The 21,777-nt window shown below is 66.8% G+C and carries 19 protein-coding genes; 11 read left to right on the top strand and 8 right to left on the bottom strand.

What is annotated here, in order from left to right:
* Positions 1-19: 19 nt before the first annotated feature.
* A complete protein-coding gene (locus AC5WS7_RS30410; protein ID WP_495958225.1) occupies positions 20-1,282 on the bottom strand; it encodes a DUF445 domain-containing protein in 1,263 nt (420 codons plus the stop codon).
* 326 nt (positions 1,283-1,608) lie between these two features.
* Between AC5WS7_RS30410 and AC5WS7_RS30405 the strand changes: the two genes are divergently transcribed.
* The 8 genes from AC5WS7_RS30405 (at position 1,609) to AC5WS7_RS30370 (ending at position 9,527) form a co-directional block, all read left to right on the top strand.
* Positions 1,609-2,349, top strand: coding sequence for a TetR/AcrR family transcriptional regulator (locus tag AC5WS7_RS30405; RefSeq protein WP_495958041.1), 741 nt, complete (start codon positions 1,609-1,611; stop codon positions 2,347-2,349).
* Between the two features lie 406 nt (positions 2,350-2,755).
* Complete coding sequence (locus tag AC5WS7_RS30400) at positions 2,756-4,288, top strand: ABC1 kinase family protein (RefSeq protein ID WP_495958040.1); 1,533 nt, start codon at positions 2,756-2,758, stop codon at positions 4,286-4,288.
* A 13-nt stretch (positions 4,289-4,301) separates the two neighbouring features.
* Positions 4,302-5,579, top strand: coding sequence for a saccharopine dehydrogenase family protein (locus AC5WS7_RS30395; protein WP_495958039.1), 1,278 nt, complete (start codon positions 4,302-4,304; stop codon positions 5,577-5,579).
* An 85-nt stretch (positions 5,580-5,664) separates the two neighbouring features.
* On the top strand, positions 5,665-6,276 hold the full coding sequence (locus tag AC5WS7_RS30390; RefSeq protein ID WP_495958038.1) for a class I SAM-dependent methyltransferase: 612 nt from the start codon (positions 5,665-5,667) through the stop codon (positions 6,274-6,276).
* A gap of 165 nt (positions 6,277-6,441) precedes the next feature.
* The gene (locus AC5WS7_RS30385; protein WP_495958037.1) at positions 6,442-7,119 is read left to right on the top strand and encodes an ESX secretion-associated protein EspG; all 678 of its coding nucleotides are present in this window, start codon (positions 6,442-6,444) and stop codon (positions 7,117-7,119) included.
* 35 nt (positions 7,120-7,154) lie between these two features.
* Positions 7,155-8,003, top strand: coding sequence for a polyphosphate kinase 2 family protein (locus AC5WS7_RS30380; RefSeq protein WP_495958036.1), 849 nt, complete (start codon positions 7,155-7,157; stop codon positions 8,001-8,003).
* A 172-nt stretch (positions 8,004-8,175) separates the two neighbouring features.
* Positions 8,176-8,964, top strand: coding sequence for a DsbA family protein (locus AC5WS7_RS30375; protein WP_495958035.1), 789 nt, complete (start codon positions 8,176-8,178; stop codon positions 8,962-8,964).
* Entirely contained in the window at positions 8,961-9,527 is a 567-nt protein-coding gene (locus tag AC5WS7_RS30370) for a vitamin K epoxide reductase family protein (RefSeq protein WP_495958034.1), read from the top strand. The genes AC5WS7_RS30375 and AC5WS7_RS30370 overlap by 4 nt, the downstream gene beginning before the upstream one ends.
* Positions 9,528-9,557: 30 nt before the next feature.
* On the opposite strand, the gene AC5WS7_RS30365 is transcribed toward AC5WS7_RS30370, so the two are convergent.
* Both AC5WS7_RS30365 and AC5WS7_RS30360 read right to left on the bottom strand, forming a co-directional pair.
* Positions 9,558-10,688, bottom strand: coding sequence for a S1C family serine protease (locus AC5WS7_RS30365; RefSeq protein WP_495958033.1), 1,131 nt, complete (start codon positions 10,686-10,688; stop codon positions 9,558-9,560).
* A gap of 143 nt (positions 10,689-10,831) precedes the next feature.
* Positions 10,832-11,566 (bottom strand): ZIP family metal transporter, encoded by a 735-nt coding sequence (locus AC5WS7_RS30360; protein ID WP_495958032.1) that lies wholly within the window; start codon positions 11,564-11,566, stop codon positions 10,832-10,834.
* Between the two features lie 101 nt (positions 11,567-11,667).
* Between AC5WS7_RS30360 and AC5WS7_RS30355 the strand changes: the two genes are divergently transcribed.
* Together AC5WS7_RS30355 and AC5WS7_RS30350 are read left to right on the top strand one after the other, a co-directional pair.
* Complete coding sequence (locus AC5WS7_RS30355) at positions 11,668-12,720, top strand: NAD(P)-dependent alcohol dehydrogenase (protein WP_495958031.1); 1,053 nt, start codon at positions 11,668-11,670, stop codon at positions 12,718-12,720.
* A gap of 275 nt (positions 12,721-12,995) precedes the next feature.
* Positions 12,996-13,607, top strand: coding sequence for a DUF8020 domain-containing protein (locus AC5WS7_RS30350; RefSeq protein ID WP_495958030.1), 612 nt, complete (start codon positions 12,996-12,998; stop codon positions 13,605-13,607).
* A 119-nt stretch (positions 13,608-13,726) separates the two neighbouring features.
* Here AC5WS7_RS30350 and AC5WS7_RS30345 read toward each other — a convergent pair whose 3' ends face one another.
* From AC5WS7_RS30345 to aceA, 5 genes are all read right to left on the bottom strand, one after another.
* Entirely contained in the window at positions 13,727-14,629 is a 903-nt protein-coding gene (locus AC5WS7_RS30345; protein WP_495958029.1) for an esterase/lipase family protein, read from the bottom strand.
* Positions 14,630-14,768: 139 nt separating this feature from the next.
* Positions 14,769-14,966: an antitoxin gene (locus AC5WS7_RS30340; RefSeq protein ID WP_495958028.1), complete on the bottom strand. Its 198-nt coding sequence runs from the start codon at positions 14,964-14,966 to the stop codon at positions 14,769-14,771.
* Between the two features lie 205 nt (positions 14,967-15,171).
* Positions 15,172-17,478, bottom strand: a complete 2,307-nt coding sequence (metE, locus tag AC5WS7_RS30335; RefSeq protein ID WP_495958027.1) for a 5-methyltetrahydropteroyltriglutamate--homocysteine S-methyltransferase — start codon at positions 17,476-17,478, stop codon at positions 15,172-15,174.
* Positions 17,479-17,772: 294 nt separating this feature from the next.
* A complete protein-coding gene (locus AC5WS7_RS30330; RefSeq protein ID WP_495958026.1) occupies positions 17,773-18,645 on the bottom strand; it encodes a 3-hydroxybutyryl-CoA dehydrogenase in 873 nt (290 codons plus the stop codon).
* Between the two features lie 165 nt (positions 18,646-18,810).
* Positions 18,811-20,103 carry an isocitrate lyase gene (gene aceA, locus AC5WS7_RS30325; RefSeq protein ID WP_495958025.1) on the bottom strand — a complete coding sequence of 431 codons (1,293 nt, stop codon included), beginning with the start codon at positions 20,101-20,103 and terminating at the stop codon, positions 18,811-18,813.
* Positions 20,104-20,618: 515 nt separating this feature from the next.
* On the opposite strand from aceA, the gene AC5WS7_RS30320 reads away from it, so the two are divergent.
* On the top strand, positions 20,619-21,752 hold the full coding sequence (locus tag AC5WS7_RS30320) for a lipase family protein (protein WP_495958024.1): 1,134 nt from the start codon (positions 20,619-20,621) through the stop codon (positions 21,750-21,752).
* Positions 21,753-21,777: the final 25 nt, after the last annotated feature.

The following is a 21,777-nucleotide window of genomic DNA, read 5'->3' as shown; positions in this document are numbered from 1 at the left end:
TCTTTCGAGCGTGTCGGAACTACCCCGACCAGCCGGGGAACAGCAGATGCGAGGCGGCGTAGATCACCAGCCCGGCGAGCGAGCCGACCACCGTGCCGTTGATCCGGATGAACTGCAGATCGCGCCCGGCCTGCAATTCGATCTTGCGACTCGCCTCGTCGGCGTCCCACCGGGCCACGGTATCGCTGATCAACGTCGCGATCTCGGACCCGTAGTTGGCCACCAGATAGCGCACACCGCGCTCGAGCCAGCCGTCCACCTTCTCGCGCATCTCGGTCTCGCGGACCAGCCGCTGCCCGAGCTGCTGCACGTTCTCGGTGATCTTGCGCCGCAACGTGCTGTTCGGATCGTCGGCCGACTCCAGCACCAGCCGCTTGGCCGCGCGCCACGTCGCGCGAGCCATCCCGGTGATCTCCTCGCGGCCCATGATCTCGGCCTTGATCCGTTCGGCCTTGGCGATCATCGCCTCGTCGTGTTGCAGATCGTCGGCGAACTGCTCGAGGAAGCGATTGGCCGCCAGCCGCACCTCGTGATCCGGCTGCGAGCGGATCTTCCAGGTGAACTCGACCAATTCCCGGTAAACCCGTTCGGCCAGCATCACATTGACGAATTTCGGGGCCCAGGACGGCGCCTCGGTGGTCACGATCCGGTCGAGGGTCTCCTGACTGTTCAGCGCCCACTGATGCGCGCGCTCGGCCAGCAGGTCCAGCAGCGGGGCCTGCCGGTTCTCGGACAGCAACTCGGTCAGCACCCGGCCGATCGGCGGACCCCACAGCGGTTCGGCGATGCGTTTGACGATGGTTTGGTCGATGATCTGCTCGACGTCCTCGTCGCGCAGCGCGTCGATCACCGCGCGCAGAATCGTGGACGATTCCTCCGACACCCGCGCCGCGTGCACCGGATCGGCCATCCAACGCCCCACCCGCAGTGAGATCTGCGCCGAATCCACCTTGGCCACAACGGTTTCCGGGGACAGGAAATTCGTCCGCACGAAATTGCCGAGGCTCTCGCCGAGCTGATCCTTCTTCTTCCGGATGATCGCGGTGTGCGGAATGGGCAGCCCGAGCGGATGCCGGAACAGCGCGGTCACCGCGAACCAGTCCGCGAGCGCGCCGACCATGCCCGCTTCCGAGGCCGCGCGCACGTACCCCACCCAGTTGCCGCCCGCACCGCGCGAGGCGATCCAGCAGCACACCAGATAGATGATCGTCGCGGCGGCCAGGAAGGCCGTGGCGACGAACTTCATCCGGCGCAGATCGCGACGTTTACCCGAATCGTCCATCAGCTCGGCGAAGGAGCCGGGCGGGTCCCGCCGGACCGGCCCACCTGTGGTATTTCCCACTCCCCGGGACGGTCCGGGTCGGCCGTCCGAACCGTTCGGAACGGGCGATTCGGGCATAGCGAGCGTCGTGCCGGTAACGCCTGTCCGCACCGGATCCGGGCCCGTCGACACTGCATCGGCCCCGCGTGAGGCACTGCCGGGAGATTGCTCCATATTTCCATTCTGATCCGCTGTTCCGACTCGTACGGTTCGGGCTGCGTTCGATACCCGCTCGAAGTGGCCTCCACGAACTCGGAACATCGCCGATCGGAAGGACCTAAGCTGGAGTGGCCCCGTACCCGACACGAGGAGTCACCCTGTCCACCGAAGCCGCCCCCAAAACCAGCCCGGCGCGTACGGTCCGGGTGGACGGTCGCAAGCGGCGCTGGCATCAGCACAAGATCGACCGGCGCGAGGAATTGGTCGACGGCACCCTGGCAGCGATTCGCAAGCGGGGTGGCGATGTCGGCATGGACGAGATCGCGGGCGAGATCGGCGTGTCCAAAACCGTTCTGTATCGGTACTTTTCGGACAAGAACGATCTGACCCGCGCCACCATGGAGCGGTTCATCGAGACCACGCTGATGCCGCGCATCTACGACGCGATCAGCGACGATCTGGACGAGTATCAGCTGGTCCGCAACACCCTGGCCGCGTACGTGCACACCGTCGACGCCGATACCGACGTGTACCGGTTCATCATGGGTTACGGCTCCTCCACCGACAAATCCACGCTGGCGGACTTCGAGAAGCTCTTCGCCGATATCGTCGCCGCGGTCCTGCGCGACAAGGCATTCGGCCGCCACATCGAGACCGAGGGCATCGAGCTGTACTCCTACGTCCTGGTCGGCGGCGTCCAACTGGCGACGGACTGGTGGATCGGCAATCGCGGCATGTCGGCGGACACCATGCTCGACCACATGACCATGATGGCGTGGAGCGCGATCGAGGGCATGGTCCGCGCGGGCGGCTCCCCGGAACGCTTCAACTCCGCCCCGCACAGCCTGCCCGAACCCGGCGACGCTTGACCCAGCCCCCGACATCGGCAAATCTGATGTCGGGAGGCCGCGCCATCAGCCCACCGACTGCCGAAGGTGAGCTGCGAGCATTCCGAGACCCGGACCTCCGGGTGCCGCCAGCCCGGCAGCAAACCAGCCGCGCACCCCACGACCGGTGTAAAAAGACGTGCAGCAACAGGGAGAACATGGGTAACTCCTGGGGAACGCCCGAAACTCGAGCGGGCACCCGGATGTCGGCCCGAAACGCGAATCTCGCGACACCCCACGGCACGCCGACGTCGCGAAGAGGCGGGCAAGCACATGGATAACTCACCGGGAACGCCCGAAACTCGAGCGGCAACCCGGCCGTCGGCCCGGAACACGAATCTCGCCGCACCCCACGGCACGCCGACGTCGCGGAGAGGCGGACGAGCACATGGGTAATTCAGCCGGTGAACCCGAGGAGCAGGTGGAGACCGTGGTGGCCGCGGACGATGTGGATTCTTCCGAAGCGAAGGGGGCCAAGGCCCGCAAGCGCGGCAAGGAGATCCCCACCTCCAGGATCGCGCGGGGAACCAAGCTCGGTGTCGCTGTCGCCGGAAATGTGTTGCGCGCGCAGAAGACTCGGCGTTCGATGCGCGGCCGCTCCGAAGAGGTGCGCGCCCGTATGGCCGAGGAGTCCACGATCCGCGCGACCGAGCAGCTCGTCATCGTGCTGGGCACCATGAAGGGTGTCGCAATGAAGCTCGGTCAGATCCTGTCGGTCCTGGACATGGACGTCGTGCCGACCCAGCACCGGGAACGGTTCCAGCATCGGCTCGCGGTGCTGCGCGACAGCGCGCCCAAGGTCTCCTTCGAGACGATGCGCGAACTCATCGAGAGCGATTACGGCCGCCCGCTGAACGAACTGTTCGCCGAATTCGAACCCGAGCCGATCGCCGCGGCCTCCATCGGCCAGGTGTATCGCGCTCGCCTGCACGACGGGCGCGAGGTCGCGGTGAAGGTGCAGTATCCGGGCATCGACGCCGCCGTGCGCGCGGACCTGAAGAATCTGGCCATGTTCCGGCGCATCCTGGCCTCGGCGATGCCGTGGGTGACCCCGGCCGTGCTGGACGAATTGCGATTGCACCTGGAGAGCGAACTCGACTACACCACCGAGGCGGCCACCCAGCGTCAGATCGCCGAGCTCTACGCCGACCACCCGTTCATCGCGATCCCGGCCAGCATGCCGGAGCTGTCCAGCACCCACGTGCTGGTGAGCGAGTTCTTCCCCGGCCGCGGATTCGAGGAGATCCGGGAACTGCCCGCGGCCGAACGCGACCGGGTCGGCGAGATCATCTACCGCTTCTACGTGGGTTCGCTTTACACCTTCGGCGAATTCTGCGGCGACCCCCATCCGGGCAATATCCTGCTCGGCGCGGACGGGCGGGTGGCCTTCCTGGACTTCGGGCTCTACAACCGGATGCGTCCGCAGGACGTGCAGTTCGAGCTGACCTGCATCCGGGCCGCCGCCGAGGACCGAGCGGAGGATCTGCGTACGCTGATGATCGATCACGGCATCATCGATTCGCCCGAGGAGGTGACGGCCGAGGAATGTCTGGAGTACTGCCTGTCCGCGATCGAGTGGGCACTGCTGGACGAGGATCTGACCATCACCCCCGAACTGGCCAGCGGTGCGGCCGTGCTGGCGATCGACCCGCGCGCCACCGAGCACGCCGGGATGAAGCAGCAGACCCTGCCCCCGGAACACCTGTTCTCCCGGCGCGCGGATTTCATGACGTTCGGGGTGCTGGGTCAGTTGCGGGCCACGAACAACTGGCATCGGATCGCACGGGAGTGGATCTACGGCGACGCACCGGTCACCGAGTTGGGCAAAGCCCATCAGGCCTGGCTGGCCCAGCGGCCCGCACCCGCGCCGAACCCGAAGGTATCCGTGCCGAAGTCCGGAAAACGGCACGGCAAGGCATGATTCGCCTCATCAGATGGGAATGTCCATGACCCCGGAGAACACCGAGAACGACGCCGACCGGGAATTCGACCTCGTCCTGTACGGCGCGACGGGTTTCGTCGGCGCACTGACCGCGCGGTACCTGACCGAGGCGGCCCCCGCGGGCGCGCGCATCGCACTGGCCGGGCGTTCGGCGGAGAAATTGGCCGCCACGCGTGCGGAACTAGGCCCGGTCGCCGCGAATTGGCAACTGCTGGTGGCGGATTCGACCGACGAAGACGCGCTGGACGCACTCGCCGCCCGGACCAGGGTCGTGGTCACCACCGTCGGCCCGTATCTGCGCTACGGCAAGGGGCTGGTGCGCGCGTGCGCCGCGGCGGGCACCCACTACGCCGATCTGACCGGTGAGCCGCTGTTCATTCGCGACTGCATCGACCAATTCCACGACACCGCCGCGGAGACGGGCGCGAAGATCGTGAATTCCTGTGGCTACGACTCGATTCCGTCGGATCTGAGCGTGTACCGGCTGTACCGGCGCAGCGTCGAGGACAACGCCGGCGAGCTCACCGACACCACGCTGGTCGCCTGGCTCAAGGGCGGCGCGAGCGGCGGCACGATCGATTCCGGACGGGCCATGATGGAGGAGATCGTCCAGGACCCCTCCCGGGGATCCATTCTGTCCCACCCGTATTCACTCAGCCCGGACAAGGCGAGGGAACCGGATGTGGGCCGGCAGACCGATCAGGCGCTGCAGCGCGCCTCGGCGATCGATCCGAGTCTGCGCGGCTGGGTCGCGACCTTCGTCATGGCCAGTCACAACACCAAGATCGTGCGTCGCACCAACGGCCTGCTGGGTTGGGTGTACGGCAAGAACTTCCGGTACCGCGAGGTGATGAGCGCGGGCAGCTCAGCGCTGTCCCCGCTGCTGGCGGCGGGCATCTCCGGCGGCGTGGCCGTCACGATGGTGGCCGGTGCGCTGCTGTCGCGCATTCCGCTGGGCCGTCGGCTGCTGGACCGCCTGCTGCCCGCGCCGGGCACCGGGCCGGACGAGAAAGCCCGCAACAGCGGCTGGTTCACCATGAAAACGTTCGCGCACACCACCTCCGGCGCGAAATACGTGTGCACCTTCGCCGGACAGGGCGATCCGGGCTATCAGGCGACCGCGGTGATGCTCGGCGAAGCCGGCTTGTGCCTGGCCTTCGACGAACTGCCCGAACTCGCCGGCGTGCTGACCCCCGCTTCGGCCATGGGCGATCCGCTCACCGACCGGCTGCGGGCCGCGGACATCACGATCGAGGTCGCGCCCGCCTGACCTCGCGCAACTCGCTTTCGCACCAACAGCTTTCGCACTACCGGATTCGGAAAGAGTTACCTCGTTGAACCTCGCTCGGCGCCTGATGAACCATCCCGTCTTCGCGCTCGTCTACGAAAGAGTCTGGCGCCCGACGAGTTTCTTCCTCGTCTCCGGCCGGACCATGCGGGCCGACCGCGCCGACGCCGTCCGCACACTGCAGCTGGACCGAGCCCGTACCGTACTCGATATCGCTTGCGGGCCAGGCAATTTCACTCACCATCTGAGCGCGCACCTGGCCGTCGGCGGCCATGCCGTCGGCATCGACACGTCGGTGGCGATGCTGCGGCAGGCTCGTGCCGACAACGCCGGCCCGGAGGTGAGTTATGTACGCGGCGATGCACAGCGACTCCCGTTCCCCGACGGCAGTTTCGACGCGGTGTGCTGTTTCGGTGCGCTGTACCTGATCCCCGATCCGCTGGCCGCGGCGCGGGAGATGATCCGGGTGCTGGCCCCGGGCGGGCGGATCGCGATCAGTACCAGCCATCGCTACGAGAACTGGTTCGGCCGGGCGGTCACGGCGATCTTCGGGACCATCGGATTGCGGTTCTTCCCCGGCGACGAGTTCCCCAAGCTGTTCGCCGAGGCCGGGCTGATCGACGTGCGACACCGGGTGCACGGCCTGCTGCAATATCTCGACGCCGGCCGTCCGGCATGAAAAGTATTCCACGCCAGCGGGATCGGCAATGCCGCGGATCACACGAGCGAGACCCCCGCGGGAGGTGCGGAGTCCGGTAGTGTCGCGGTGGACCCGCCGGAGCACCGCGGAGGCAGACATCACTCTCACCCGATCCCACACTCGTTCGCGCGAAAGCCGCGCCTAGTGCGGTGGATTCTCACCCCGGGCGAGTTCGCACACGTCTGGACCAGCGAAACCGGCCTGGATTTCCGGCCCTACCCGGTCAACGCGGCCATACCGGTCGACCCCGCACCCGGTCTGCGGCAGCAGTACGCCCGCAACACCGATGCCGATCTGGCCGCCGCGCTGCTGCTGTGCGCGCGCACCGACACCACCACGCTCACCGTCTCCGGGGAACGCTCGGTGCCCGGCGCCGCGCCCGAACGGATTCTGGCCTGCGCCGCCGTCACGTTGACGCATGCCGCGATCCTGATCGCGCGGGGGGAGTCGATCGTGGTGATGCTGTGTCCCGCACAGGCGATCGGCGATCATCTGGTCGAGGTGATCGGTTCGGCCCCCGCCGGACGCACCGAGGCGATGCGCGAGGCGCAGCAGGCGGTGCTGGTGAGCGGCCGCCATCCCATTCCGGCCGGTCCGGCCCGGTTCCAGCGCGCCCTGCGCGCACCGGTCGATTCGCGCGGCATCGTCACGGTGACCGCCGCCCCGCACAATTCGGCCCCGCCGCCGACCCGGCACCGCACCTGGCTCGACGTCGCCGGAGACGGCCGCTATCTGCTCACCACCGCCGACCAGCTGACCCTCACCCCTGTCGACGACGACGCGTTCGCCGCACAGATACGCCAGCTTGCCGGTCTGCACTGACCCGCGATTCGACACGACTCGGCCATACTGCAGACATGCCCGAATCCACCTGGTCCGTTCCGGCCACCGAGGCACTGCATGCGCGCGGGGTGCGGGTCGCCGATATCGACACCGATGCCACGCCCGGGTTCCGCGGTGACAAGAAATCCGGTGAACTGCTGCTCGAACAGCGCCGCACGGTGCTGTCGGGACTGCAGGAAAAGCTCTACGCCAACGGACGTTCCGGAGATGCGCGCAATATCCTGCTGGTGCTGCAGGGGATGGATACCGCGGGCAAGGGCGGCATCATGCGGCATGTGATCGGTTCGGTCGATCCGCAGGGCGTGGATCACGCCGCCTTCGGCGTGCCGACCGATCAGGAACGGCGGCACCACTATCTGTGGCGAATCCGCCAACGGCTGCCGCGCGGCGGGCAGATCGGCGTGTTCGACCGATCGCACTACGAGGACGTACTGGTGGTGCGGGTGCACGAACTGGTACCGCCGGACGTATGGGGCAAGCGCTACGACGAGATCAACCGATTCGAGCGCTCCATCGCCGACGCCGGAACCACGATCGTCAAGGTGGCGATGTTCGTCTCCCTGGACGAGCAGCGCAAACGCCTCACTCAGCGGCTCGACCGCCGGGACAAGCACTGGAAGTTCGATCCGGCCGATATCGACGAGCGCGCCCGGTGGCCCGCTTATCAGAAGGCGTATCAGGACATGCTGGACCGCACCTGCACCGATTACGCGCCCTGGTACGTGATCCCCTCCGACCGCAAGTGGTACTCCCGGCTCGCCGTCACCGAACTGCTCATCGATGCCCTCGAAAAACTGGATCTGGACTGGCCACCCGCGCAATTCGACATCGAGGAGCAACGCCGCCGCCTGGCCGGGCTCTGAATTCGGCACCGGATACCGACCTCGGGTCACCGAGAGTTCACACACCTCGGCGGGTAAATCTCGGGCTGCTCTCAGGTTCACCCGCAATCATGTGGTCCGGACACCCCGTGGCGGTCGGCTGCCCGTACCATCGGGGCGGCACGGCTGTGGAGACCGATACAGGAAAGGCGTGGTGAACTCCGAGGTGAGCAAGAATCCGCGTGGTAAGAACTCACTCGCCGCGGTGAAAGGCGGCGACCGCACCCGCACGATCCTGATTCAGGTGGCCGTCGTGGTCGTCCTGCTCGCGCTCATCGCCGCGATCGCGATCAGCATCGCGATCAAGCATTCGAACAATGTGAAGCGCGATGCCGCCAACCGTCCGGCGGTGACCGCACCTGCCGCACCCGGCGGCCTGACCGGCTCGATCACCGACAAGGGCGCGATCCGCATCGGCAAGCCCGGCGCCAAGGCCACCGTGCGCGTCGTGGCCGACCTGCAGTGCCCGGTGTGCAAGCAGTTCGAGGCGGCCAACGGCCAGACCCTCAGCGATGAGGTGAACAACGGCAATATCGCCGTCGAATACAACGTCATCTCGTTCCTGGACCAGAATTCGGGCGGCTCGCGCTACTCCTCGCGCGGCGCCAACGCCGCCTACTGCGTCGCGGACGCCGATCCGTCCAAGTTCCAGGCCTGGCTCAGCGCGATGTACCAGCAGCAGCCCGAGGAGGGCGCGGGCGGCCTGCCGGACAGCAAAATCATCCAGATCGCCACGGCGACCGGAATCACCGATCCGGCGGTGGCCAAGTGCATCACCGACGACAAATTCGACGCCTACGTGCAGAAGTCCACACAGGACGTGTTCGGCACCGGCATCAACGGCACGCCGACCGTCTTCGTGAACGACAAGAAGGTGCAGACCCAGGACGCGCTGTTCGCCCCCGGCGGGATGAAGGCTCCGATCGAGGCCGCGCTCAAGTGATTTCGGTACCACCTCGCACCGCGTGGCTGCTGCTCATCGGCAGCCTCGCGGGCTGGATCTCCTCGATCGTGCTGACGGTCGACGATTTCAAACTGCTGATGAACCCGGCCTACGTGCCCTCCTGCAACATCAACCCGATCATCGCGTGTGGTTCGGTGATGGCGTCCAAGGAAGCACACGTCTTCGGATTCCCGAATCCGATCATCGGCGTGGTGGGTTTCTCGGTCGCGGTGACCATGGCCGTCCTCGCGATCGCCGGCGCGGCGCTGCCGCGGTGGTTCTGGGGCGGGCTGTGGCTCGGGCTCCTGGCCGGCATCGTGTTCATCTGCTGGCTGATCTTCCACACCCTGTACCGGATCGGCGCGCTGTGCCCGTACTGCATGGTGGTGTGGGCGTTCACGCCGATCCTGCTGGCCGCGGTCACCAGCCAGATCTGGGGTAACGCGAAGGGGGCGCTGCGAATCCTGGTGGAGTGGCGCTGGACCTTCGTGATCGTGTTCTACGCGATCGTGCTGGTGATGATTTTCCTTCGGTTCCAGAGCTATTGGATGTCACTGGTGTGAGAGTTCGCCGTCCCCGGCCTCGAACCGCACTCAGTTGGGCGGTCCCGAGACCAGGACGACGGCGACCTCCCGCCGCGAGCCGTCCGGTTCGGTCAGGTCCAGCCGTACCGTATCGGCCGGTTTCCGGACGTTGAGCACGTATTTCAAGGTTTTCGCCGAGGAGACGGGATGTCCGTCCACGGCGGTGATCACCTCGCCCGCGGTGAGTCCGGCGGAATAGGCGGGCAGTCCGTAGATACTAACGTCCACCCGGGCCCCGCCGGTGGACGCGTCCGAGGTCAGCACGCCCAAGGTCGCGGTGGGGCCGATGTGCACGGTATCGGTCGGCGTTCCGGAACGGATCTGCCGCACGATCGCCATCGCTCGATCGATCGGCACCGCGTAGCCGGTCGCCCGGCCGTCCGTCTTGGCCAACTCCCCCGACGCCGCGGTCACCACCCCGACGACCGCGCCGTTGCGATCCACCACCGCGCCGCCGGACTGGCCGGAGGCCACCGGCGCGTTCACTTCGAGCATTCCGGTCAGGGCCTTGCGACTCAGATCGGCGGCGTCGCGCGCGACGATCGATGTGTTCAGCGAGGTCACGGTGCCGGGTTCCGCGGTGGGACGTCCGGTGCCACCGGCATTGCCGATGGCCATGATCTGATCACCGAGCCGCAGCGTGGACGAGGCGCCCAGGCGAACGCTCGGCAGACCCGCGGCCCCCTCCAGCGACAGCAACGCGATATCGGCGGTGCTGTCGTAGCCCAGCACGGTCGCCGGAAACTGCGCACCCGTGCCCACATCGGCGACGGTGATGACCTCGGCGCCCTTGACCACGTGATGGCTGGTCAGCACCTGGCCGTCGGCGGACAGCACGATGCCCGAACCAGCCGCGCCCATGCCGGTCGGCTCGATCGAGACGTTGACGTTCACCAGTTCCGGTTCCACCGCCCGGGCGATCGCGACCGGATCCATCCGCGGAGTCGACGTCGGGACGGCGGTGGTCTCGGTGGCCTGGGACCCGCTCACCCAACGCGGCAGCCCGCCCTGCAGGCCGAGGGCGACAACCACCGCGAGCAGCACGACCAGCACGCCCGCCGCGGTGCGGCCGACCTTGCCGACCTGCCCGGGGGCGGCTCGGTTCGCCACGTCATCGTCATGCGGCCGCTCGTCGGACATGGGCACTCCCGCCTCGTGCGCGCCTGGTCAGGCGTCGGCGATCGTGCAATTATATTTGGCCTTCGCGCCACTTCCGAGGTGTCCGTGGAGAATTCGATCCCGACCGGCGGCTCGGCGGCGGATGCGGCGGAACGGTTGACGAGTCAGTGGTTGTTGAGCACGGCGACGCCGAACATGAATGCGGTGCCCGCGAGGGTGCACAGCAGGGTCAGCCGGGACGGATGTCCGGCGTGGGCCTCGGGCAGGATATCGGCGGTCGCCAGGTAGAGCAGGAATCCGGCGAAGTACCCGAGATACAGTCCGATCGCCTCGGGCGGGACGCGAATCAGTGAGCCGATCGTCGCGCCGAGCACGGGGGCTATCGCGTCGGCGGCCAGGAGCAGCAGGGCGCGGCGGCGGGCGTTGCCGTAGAGCGTGGTGATGGTGAAGGTGTTGAATCCGTCCGCGAAATCGTGGCAGATCACCGCGATCGCCACCGCAGTGCCCACCCCGGCGCCCGCCTGGTAACTCAGCCCGATGCCGAGGCCGTCCAGGGTGCTGTGGAAGATCAGCCCGCCGGCCGCGAGCAGGCCCACCGATTCGAAACCGTGTGTGTGCGCACCGAATTCGTATTCGTGTCCGGTGTGCACGGCCACCGCGCGCTCGATGATGTGGATGGTCAGGAAACCCACCACCGCGGCCACCAGTGCGATCGGCACCCCGGCCACGGATTGCGGGGCCTGCTCGAGCGCCTCGGGCAGCAGGTCGAACGGCACCACGCCCAGCATCACTCCCGCCGCAAGGCCCAGGACGGCATGTCTGCGGTCCCCGATCCGCACCGCGACGAGGCCGCCGATCAGCGTCGAGCACATCGACACCAATGCCACCAGGATCGCCATCGGTCCAGCATGTGACATGCGACGCTGCCCCGGGTGCACCCGCTACCGGCGAGTTCGCCGACGTTTTGCAAAGCTAAGAATGCGAGAGTAGGCATACATTCATGACCACTGCTGCGGCATACTCCCTCTCCACTCCCGACGGCCGGTTCGAGAAGACCTCGATCGAACGGCGTGAACTCGGCCCGCACGATGTGCTCATCGACATCAAGTACGCGGGCATCTGCCACTCGGACATCCACACCGCACGCAACGAATGGCATCGCACCCGGTACCCCTGCGTGCCCGGGCACGAGATCGCGGGCATCGTCGCGGCGGTCGGCTCCGCGGTGACCAAGCACGCGGTCGGCGACCGCGTCGGCGTCGGCTGCATGGTCGACTCCTGCGGCAAGTGCGCATCGTGCCTGGCCGGCGAGGAGCAGTACTGCACCGGTGGCGGCACGATGACGTACAACTCCGGCGTCTCCGAGGAGTTCCAGCCCGGCGGCACCACCTACGGCGGCTACTCGACCCAGATCGTGGTGACCGAGAATTTCGTGCTGGCCATCCCGGAGGGTATCGAACTCGACGTGGCCGCGCCGCTGCTGTGCGCGGGCATCACGCTCTACTCACCGCTGCGGCACTGGAATGCCGGACCCGGCAAACAGGTAGCCATCATCGGCATGGGCGGACTAGGACATGTCGGGGTGAAAATCGCCGCGGCTCTCGGGGCCGAGGTCACGGTGCTCAGTCAATCACTGAGCAAACAGGAGGACAGCCGCCGTTTCGGCGCGCGGCACCACCACTCGACCGCGGCCGAGAAAACCTTCAAGGACCTGCGCGGACGTTTCGACCTGATCATCAACACCGTGTCGGCGAATCTGCCGATCGACAACTACATGCGACTACTGAATCTCGACGGCACGCTGGTGATTCTCGGCCTTCCCGACAAACCGCTCTCGGTGCAGCCGTTCACCCTGGCGAATTTCCGGCGCTCGCTGGCCGGTTCGATGATCGGCGGCATCGCCCAGACCCAGGAGATGCTGAATTTCTGCGCCGAACACGGGATCGGCGCGGATATCGAGGTCATTTCCGCCGACGGTATCGATGCAGCTTACGAGCGGGTGCTCAGCAGCGATGTCCGCTATCGCTTCGTGATCGACACCGCCACCATCTGACGTCCGGTCCGGCCGAATGCCGCGGTGCGGCATTCGGCCGTTTCCCACCCTTTTCGCTATTTCGCGGCTATCAGCACGGCACACGCACGATTATCCTGCGTGACGCAGCACATCAATTACGATGTGACGCTTATCACTACGTTTGCGTCCACTCGAATCCTCCACTACTAATTAGTGCGTTCGATTCGCACACAGCAGCTGACCGGCGATTCGCATGGGGGAGCCGAGACTTGGGGAATCCGTGGGGGATCGCTGTGTCAGGGAGGGAAATCAACATGAAATTCGGCAAGTTCACCGGCATCGTTCTCATGGCGATCAGCGCCGTCGGCATCACCGCCGGTACCGCATATGCCGCACCGGCGCCCGCGGCCGTGCACAACGATGCGACTTCCGGTGTGGATCACGGAATTCACTACCGGACCTCGGTTTCGCCGGTCGGCAAGACAATCACCGCGACGGTCGACGCCGGCCGTTTCGTGGCCGCCGCGGACGGCTCCACGGTCGCTCTGAAATCCGATACCGGCGCCACGCTCGATCAGGTCGGGCTGCACGCGAATCTGGGCGGTCACGTCGTCACCGTCGCCCAGCGGATCAGCGCCGACGGGCACACCCTGACGCTGACACCGCAGGTCGCTCCGCGGGAGATCGGCCAGGTCAAGGACATCAACGCGATGAGCAACCTGTGGGCCCAGGTGCAGAAGAACCTCGCTGGCGTGATCATCGGCGGCGCCCTCGGCGGCTTCCTGGGGAGCCTGCTCGGCTTCGGTATCTTCAGCCTCATCACCGGCCCCATCGGTATCGCGGTCGGCGCCGTCGCGGGCGGTTACGCCATGGGCGGCCAGCAGTTCCTGGATGCGGTCAAGGCCGCGGCCACCGGTCGCCCGTGATCCACTGATCGACGATCGAGCGAAATCGACGGGCCCGCGTACCGGTTACTCGGGCCCGTTTTCCGATATTTCCGGTCCGGACGGAAATTCGCGGTCACCAGAGAAATACCGCCGGAATATCAGCGACCGCAGACCTGGCCCGAATAGGACGGATCCAACGCCCGCAGGACGAGCCCGATAGCAATGGGCGAACGCGGAAATCCGACATGTGTGACATTCGCCCCGGCGCAGACCGCCTGCACCCAGACATTGTCGACCACCGCTCGCGGGCCGGCGCGCAGAAATGTGGATTCCGGCGGCGTCGTCGTATCGTCCATTCGAGTCGCGATGACGGTGTAATCGACGCCGGGCTCGGTATCGCCCCCGGCATTCAGCCGGGCCAGGAACTTGCTGCCGGTGATCTGCTGGACCGCGGAAACCCCGAGCACATTCGTCACCGTACCCGCCACCGGGCTCGCCGCGCTGGCGGTGTCCAGCGGATAGCCCAGCAGCACCGAGTCCGAACCGTGGTTGGTGGCGCCCAAGGTCACCAGCTTGCGCACCACGTTGCGCCGCGGGTCGGCCGGGTCGGCGCCGCCCTCGAACCGCAGATACTGTCGCGCCACCACCCCGCCCTGGGAATGCGCCACCAGATCCACGTGCGCCGAAGACGTCGCGGCACGGACCTTTCCGATGAAGTCCGCCAGCTCCACAGCCGATCTGCCGATATCGCCGGTGCCGTAGATGCCCGGCATCCTGCCCAGCAGACTCGTGGTGTCATGGCCGTAGTTGAGCGTGTACACGCAGTACCCCTGGGCTTTCAACGCCGGAGCCAGCTTGTTCCAGGCGTCCTGATTGCCCCAGGTGCCGTGCACGAGTACGACCGGATCCGGATGTGCCGCCGGAGGTTTGCAGCGCCAATCGTTCGCACCCGGGGGCGGCACGCTGCCGTCGAGGACGGGGGCCGCATCCGCGGCGGTTCCACCGAATCCGACCGTCGCACACAGAGCCAGAACGGCCAGGAGAAGTGCGGATGATCGCATCCGCCATCTCCCTCGCGGCAAATGGAAGTCACGGGGCACCCGTCAGATCATAGAGCCGGATGCCGGAACCGCCATCCAGGCGCCCCGGGAAACGGCCGTGGGGAGCCGTCTCGCATCGCCCACGGCCCAGGTCCGAACGTTATTCTCCGGATTTTTCGCGAAGTGCCTTCTTGGCCGCCTCCTGAACCGCGTCGACCTGTCCGGAGAATTTGCCGCCGGTCTTCTCGTCTACGGCGTCACCGGCCTTGTCGATCAGCGGATCGAGCTTGTCGGCGTGCTGTCCGGCCGCATCCACGGCCTTCTCGGCGACATCCTTGAACTTGTCGAATATTCCCATGCGATCTCCTGATCCGAAACCGGTACTTCGCACACAGCTAACCCGACCGGACGGGCGAGCGAAACTCGGGCCGCACCGCCGACGGGCCACGCACACAGCGATGTTCGGGCTTGTAGCGCACCCTCAGCAAAGTAGCCCGGCACCTCTTCGGCCTCGCTCGGCCGATGTTCTTCGATAGCGACGTCACGGCGCCCGTCGGCGACGCTCAGCCCTCGGCTTCCGCGCGGCGGCGGACACGGCGGGCGGCGGCGACCATATTGCGCAGGGCGGGCTCGAGTTGCCAGCCGTGCCGGGTCTTGAGACCGCCGTCGGGATTGGCCCAGAGGCGTTCGGGGGTGACGGCCCGGGCCGCGGCGGTGAGGAGTTCGTCCAGTTCGTCGATGTCCGGGATGCGGGCCGAACGGCTCTCGTAGACGCCCGGTCCCACACCGTGCGAGAGGCCGTGCCCCTCCTCGGTGTCACCGGCCAGCGCCTTGAGCACCCATTCGATCGAACGGGTGGCGACGATGGCCGTGACGTCCGCGTCGAGCTCCTCGATGGCCTGGACGATCTCGGCGCGGCCGGAATAGGCGATATGCGTGTGGATCTGGGTCCGCGCACTCACACCCGAGGTGGCCAGGCGGAAGGCGTTCACCGCCCAGCGCAGGTACTCCCGGCTCTGCTTGCCCGCACGCAGCGGCAACAGCTCCCGGATGGACGGCTCGTCGACCTGGATGATCGACACCCCGGCCTTCTCCAGATCGGCCAGCTCGTCCCGAATGGCAAGGGCCACTTGGTCGGCGGTCTCGTAGAGCGGCTGGTCCTGCCGCACGAACGAGCGCGCCACCATCGTAACCGGGCCTGTCACAATGCCTTTCACCGGTTTGTCGGTGAGCGACTGGGCATAGGTGATCCATTCCACCGACATCGGCTCGGGCCGCGAGACGTCGCCGTACAGCACCGGCGGACGCACACACCGCGACCCGTAGACCTGCACCCAGCCGAAATGTGTGGTGGCGAAACCGTCGAGCAGTTCGGCGAAGTACTGGATCATGTCGTTGCGCTCGTGCTCACCGTGCACCAGCACGTCCAGGCCGATGTCCTCCTGCAACCGGATGGTCGCCTCGATCTCCGATTCGATCCGCTTGCGGTAGTCGTCGTAGGACAGTTTGCCCTCGCCGAGGTCGTAGCGCGCCTGGCGCATCGCATCGGTCTGCGGGAACGAACCCAGCGTCGTCGAGGGCACCAGCGGCAGATTCAGCCTCTCGCGCTGGGCCTCTCGGCGGACCTCGTACGGCTCGCGTTCCCGCATATCCGGCGTGATCGCGTAAACCCGTTGCCGCACGGCGTGTTTCTGCTTGAAATGCACTTCGCGCGGTCGGCCCTGCCACTTCTCGGACGGGCCCTCGGTGAGCGCCTTGGCCAGCGAAACAACTTCCAGCACTTTCTGTTTCGCGAAGGCGAGGCGATCCGCGACCGGGCCGTCGATATCGTATTCGACGAGCAGGTCGTACGGCACGTGCAGCAGCGTCGTCCCGGTGGACACCACCAGATCCGGGCACACCTGCGCGAGCGCGTTGAGGTAGTCGAGCGTGACGCGGCGATCCGCACGCCACACATTGGTCCCGCTGATCACGCCCGCGTACAGCCGCTTGCGCCTGATCCCCGGAATCTTCGCCAGCTCCTCGGGCCGCACTCGATGACTGGCCAGATCCAGGCCGATCGCCTCCACCTGGGTCTGCGCCAGGATCGCGGTCGCCTCACCGAAGTCACCGTACTGACCGGTGACCAGGATGCGCGGCCGCAGCGGCGCGGTGGACAGCCGCTGGTACGCCCGCAGGAACGCGGCCAGCTCGGCCGGGCTGCGATCACTGGTGAAACACGGCTCGTCCAGCTGCACACAGGTCGATCCGCGCTTGGCGAGGATCTCGAACAGCTCCTCGTACACCGGCAGCAGTTCGTCCAGCAGACTCAGCTGATCGAACTCGGCCTTACCCGGCACGTGTCCGGCCTTGGACAGCAGCAGCAGCGACAGCGGCCCCAGCACCACCGGGCGCAGTTCGATACCGCGCTCCATCGCCCGGTCGAATTCGTCGAGCAGGGCCTCGGGATGCAGGGAGAACTTGGTCTCGGCATCGAGCTCGGGCTGGCGGTAGTGGTAGTTGGTGCCGAACAGGCGCACCAGCTCGAGCGGCGGCAGATCCGGCCGCCCGCGGGCCATCAGGAAGTAGAAGTCCAAGGGGTGCAAGTCTTCTCGGTACGGCTGGAACCGCTTGGGCACCGCGCCGAACAGCAGCGCGTTGTCCAAGACGTGGTCATAGAAGGAGAAGGTGTTACCCGGAACCTGCGTCAGTCCGGCCGCGGCCAGCTCCCCGAACTGCGACTCCTGGATCTCGCGGCCTACCGCCAGCAGATCCTCCCGCGAAAGGCTCCCGTGCCAGTACGACTCCAGGGCACGCTTGAGTTCACGGTGCGGCCCGATCCTCGGATACCCGAGAATGCTGGATCCGAAGCCGTCGGTGACATTGACCATGAGCTGGACTCCTCTCCGAGCTGCGGTCCCCGCGACCTGATTGCAGCTTACGGCTGGTGAAGCAGAATGCCGACGCGCTCGGCGTCGACGAGAAAGTCGAAGAGATGGAATTGTGGGTCAGCGAATCGCGACCGCGCGCGCTCTCCCGGCCCGGCACGCAGTGAGCCTTCGAGCGACGTTCGTGGTAGCCGGCTCGCCGCCGAGCACTCGAAGCGCATGGGCGCAGCCCGAGTCCCGAGTGCTCGCGGCGAGCCTTTCGGGCCCGCGGAGACGCCGGAGCGAGGCGGAGGCCGGCTACACAGCTTTGTACTGGTAGAACCCCGCGCCGGACTTCTTGCCGAGCAGCCCCGCTTCGACCATGCGCATCAGCAGCGGCGGGGCCGAGTACAGCGGCTCCTTGAACTCGGTGTACATCGAATCCGCGATCGACTTCACCGTGTCCAGTCCGACCAGGTCGGTGAGCGCCAGCGGTCCCATCGGGTGCGCACAGCCCAGCACCATCGCCTTGTCGACGTCTTCCTTTGTGGCGAAACCGGATTCGACCATCCGGATGGCCGAGAGCAGGTACGGCACCAACAGTGCGTTGACCACGAAACCGGAGCGGTCGGCCGAGCGGACGACCTGCTTGCCGAGCACCTCGGAGGCGAAGGATTCCGCGCGTTCGGCGACCGCGGCACTGGTCTTGAGCGTGGTGACCAGCTCGACCAGCGGCAGCACCGGCACCGGGTTGAAGAAGTGCATGCCGACCACGCGCTCGGGCTGGGTGGTGGCGACCGCGATCTTCATGATCGGAATCGAGGAGGTGTTGGATGCCAGCACCGCGTCGGGGTCGGTGACGACCTTGTCGAGTTCGGCGAAGATCGAGGTCTTGACCTCCTCGCTCTCCAGCACGGCCTCCACGACCAGCTGACGATCCGCGAAATCGCCGAGGTCGGAGGTGAATCGCAGCCGCCAGGCCGCCTGCTCACGCTCGCGCTCGGTGATCTTGCCGCTGCTCACGCCGCGATCCAGTGACCGCAGGATGCGGGCGCGCCCCGCCGCGGCGAGTTCACGAGTCTGCTCGAAAACGAGCACGTCGACATGCGCACGAGCGCACACCTCCGCGATTCCCGCGCCCATCTGTCCGGCGCCGATAACACCAACGCGCTGAATCTTTTCGCTGCTCACGTTCCCGCTCCTGCTGGTTGTGTGGCGGTGGGGTTCTGGATGCGCAGCCACGCTGTGGTGCAGCTGAGACTGGCGATCATCAAGGTATAGGTAAAAACCCTTCCCGCCGGGGCTGTTCGGACGGGAAGGGTCGGTGGGCACTCATTGCAGGAGTGCCCGTGTCATTCAGTGGAACTGGCCCTCTTCGGTGGAGCCCTTCAGGGCCGCCGTCGAGGTGTTCGGGTCCACGGTGGTGGCGATGGTGTCGAAGTAGCCGGCACCGACCTCACGCTGGTGCTTCACGGCGGTGAAGCCACGCTCGGCGGCCGCCTTGAACTCGCGCTCCTGCAGGTCGACGAAGGCGGTCATGCCCTCGCGGGCGTAGCCGTAGGCCAGGTCGAACGCGGCGTAGTTGAGCGAGTGGAAGCCCGCCAGGGTGATGAACTGGAACTTGAAGCCCATCGCGGCCAGCTCGCGCTGGAACTTCGCGATGGTGGCGTCGTCCAGGTGCGCCTTCCAGTTGAAGGACGGCGAGCAGTTGTAGGCCAGCAGCTGGTCCGGGAACTCGGACTTGACGCCCTCGGCGAACTTCCGCGCGACCTCGAGGTCCGGGATACCGGTCTCCATCCAGATCAGATCGGAGTAAGGGGCGTAGGCTTTGGCACGCGCGATGGAGGGCTCGATGCCGTTCTTGACGTGGTAGAAGCCCTCGGAGGTGCGCTCACCGGTGATGAACGGACGGTCGCGCTCGTCGACGTCGGAGGTGATCAGGGTGGCGGCCTCGGCGTCGGTGCGGGCGATGACGACGGTCGGGACGTCGGCCACGTCGGCGGCCAGGCGAGCCGAGGTCAGGGTGCGGATGTGCTGCTGGGTGGGGATCAGCACCTTGCCACCGAGGTGGCCGCACTTCTTCTCCGACGCCAGCTGGTCCTCCCAGTGGGTACCGGCGGCACCCGCGGCGATCATGGCCTTCTGCAGCTCGTAGACGTTCAGCGCGCCACCGAAGCCGGCCTCGCCGTCGGCCACGATCGGCACGACCCAGTTGTCGACGGAGGTGTCGCCCTCGACCTTGGCGATCTCGTCGGCGCGCAGCAGCGCGTTGTTGATGCGGCGCACGACCGACGGCACCGAGTTGGCCGGGTACAGCGACTGGTCGGGGTAGGTGTGCCCGGACAGGTTCGCGTCACCGGCGACCTGCCAGCCGGACAGGTAGATGGCGCGCAGGCCGGCACGCACGGCCTGGACGGCCTGGTTACCGGTCAGGGCGCCGAGCGAGTGGATGTAGTCGCCCTCGGTGTTGACGCCCTCCCACAGCAGCTCCGCTCCCCGGCGCGCGAGCGTGTGCTCTTCGACGACAGAACCCTGCAGCTTGACGACCTGATCGGCCGTGTACTCGCGGGTGACGCCCTTCCAGCGGGGGTTGGTGTCCCAGTCCTTCTGGATCTCCGCAGCGGTTTTCGGGGTGCCGGTGGTCGACATCTCTTGCTCCACTTCCTAGTTCGGGTCTCTGGTGCCCCATGTGCTGACTTCGTCGGGTTCCGACTGCGGGGAGGCGGTCGGGGCCCTGCGATGTCCGAACACTGCTGGAGCGGCAATTCGCAGGCTTGCTATGCCCATCGGGTGTACTTCCACACGATGGCATACAGAAAAAGTGCCGTCTACCTGTTGCTAATGTAAATCTCGGCTAGCTTTCACACCCCGTTTGCTAACTCTGCAAAATTTGCGCTCGAATTGCGGGCAGATAATCTACTCGCAGGTAGGGCTGACATGCGGATTTGCGTAACGCACGTACTGTTAGCGCGGTCCCTACCATCGTCCGAATCGCGGCGCCCGCATTGCCGACTGTGACGACCTTCACAGCTCTTGGGGCCCGCGTTCCGTGGCGGCGGTCACTGACGTCGGTCACAGTCGTGTCCCGGCGCACCCGAGCGGGGTCGGACTGCGAGACTTACCCAGCCGAATCCCCCGCCCGAATCCAGCAGCCGAGGAGCACGATGCGGAAACTCTCGATCGCCGCCGCCCTTGCCGTCGCCGCGGCCACCGCCCTGCTACAGCAGCCGTTCGCCCAGGCCGCCCCCGTCCCGGGCGGCTTCGAATCGGTCCAGCCCCTGTCTGCGGCGGCAACACTGCCCGGCTCGGTGAATTCGCAACGATTCTTCTACGGCACCACGACCGTCGGCGACGCGCCGACCACGGCCAGTGCGGCGGTCTACTTCCCGCCGGGCGCACCGCCCGCCGGAGGCTGGCCGGTCGTCGCCTGGGCGCACGGCACCGTCGGCATCGGCGACGACTGCGCCTACAGCGTCGCCGGGCCGGCCGCGGTCGAACGCGACTGGTCCTATCTGGGCACCTGGCTGAAGCAGGGCTATGCGATCGTCGCGGCCGACTACGCGGGGCTCGGATCGCCGGGCGAGCACCCCTATCTGGACGGCCGGGTCGAGGCGCACAACGTCGTGGACGCGGTCCGCGCGGCGACCAGCCACTACTCGACGCTGGCGCACAAGTGGGTCGTCGTCGGGCAATCGCAGGGCGCCGGTGCGGCGGTCACCACCGCCCGGTACGCGACCGCCTTCGGCCCGCGTCTGGACTACCGCGGCGCGGTCGCGACCGGAACCCCCGCATACATCGAGGACGTCCTGACCGCGCTGGGCCCGGGTGTCCCCCCGATCAAGCTCAGCGGCGACACCACCGCTTACACGCTCTACATCCTGAACGGCCTGCGCACGGCCCATCCGGAACTGAACATCGAGTCCTACCTGACTCCCGCGGGCCGCTATTGGGTCGACCGCGCCCGCACCGAATGCCTCGGCCCGCTGGGCGCGGCCCTGACCTCGAACCGCGTGGTCGGCGGCGATCTGTTCGCCCGCCCGCTGGCCGCGATCCCGGACTTCCACGGCCTGCTGCACAACTACCTCGGCCTCCCCGAAACCGGCTACGACAGGCCGCTGTTCATGGGCCAGGGCCTGTTCGACACCGATGTGATCACTCCGGAAACCCTGCGTTTCGCCGCGGTCCTCACCGCCAACCGCCAGCCTCTCACATTCCGCACCTACCCGACCGATCACAGCGGCACGGTCCTGGCCTCCCAACCCGACTCGATCCCGTTCGTTCGCGAACTCTTCGCCTGACGCCGGATCCGCGACCAGGACCGAT

The sequence above is a fragment of the Nocardia sp. PLKS1-43 genome (assembly GCF_059510335.1).
Note: the sequence above shows the minus strand (reverse complement) of the source record. Positions and strands in the feature narration are given on the sequence as shown.

Bases quoted from the DNA above. Each gene is read 5' to 3' on its own strand.
- AC5WS7_RS30365 (WP_495958033.1), bottom strand. From the start codon at position 10,688: ATGTCCGACGAGCGGCCGCATGACGATGACGTGGCGAACCGAGCCGCC.
- AC5WS7_RS30400 (WP_495958040.1), top strand. From the start codon at position 2,756: ATGGGTAATTCAGCCGGTGAACCCGAGGAGCAGGTGGAGACCGTGGTG.
- AC5WS7_RS30320 (WP_495958024.1), top strand. From the start codon at position 20,619: ATGCGGAAACTCTCGATCGCCGCCGCCCTTGCCGTCGCCGCGGCCACC.
- metE (WP_495958027.1), bottom strand. From the start codon at position 17,478: ATGGTCAATGTCACCGACGGCTTCGGATCCAGCATTCTCGGGTATCCG.
- AC5WS7_RS30355 (WP_495958031.1), top strand. From the start codon at position 11,668: ATGACCACTGCTGCGGCATACTCCCTCTCCACTCCCGACGGCCGGTTC.
- AC5WS7_RS30360 (WP_495958032.1), bottom strand. From the start codon at position 11,566: ATGGCGATCCTGGTGGCATTGGTGTCGATGTGCTCGACGCTGATCGGC.
- AC5WS7_RS30380 (WP_495958036.1), top strand. From the start codon at position 7,155: ATGCCCGAATCCACCTGGTCCGTTCCGGCCACCGAGGCACTGCATGCG.
- aceA (WP_495958025.1), bottom strand. From the start codon at position 20,103: ATGTCGACCACCGGCACCCCGAAAACCGCTGCGGAGATCCAGAAGGAC.
- AC5WS7_RS30410 (WP_495958225.1), bottom strand. From the start codon at position 1,282: ATGGACGATTCGGGTAAACGTCGCGATCTGCGCCGGATGAAGTTCGTC.
- AC5WS7_RS30390 (WP_495958038.1), top strand. From the start codon at position 5,665: ATGAACCATCCCGTCTTCGCGCTCGTCTACGAAAGAGTCTGGCGCCCG.
- AC5WS7_RS30340 (WP_495958028.1), bottom strand. From the start codon at position 14,966: ATGGGAATATTCGACAAGTTCAAGGATGTCGCCGAGAAGGCCGTGGAT.
- AC5WS7_RS30395 (WP_495958039.1), top strand. From the start codon at position 4,302: ATGGGAATGTCCATGACCCCGGAGAACACCGAGAACGACGCCGACCGG.
- AC5WS7_RS30350 (WP_495958030.1), top strand. From the start codon at position 12,996: ATGAAATTCGGCAAGTTCACCGGCATCGTTCTCATGGCGATCAGCGCC.
- AC5WS7_RS30345 (WP_495958029.1), bottom strand. From the start codon at position 14,629: ATGCGATCATCCGCACTTCTCCTGGCCGTTCTGGCTCTGTGTGCGACG.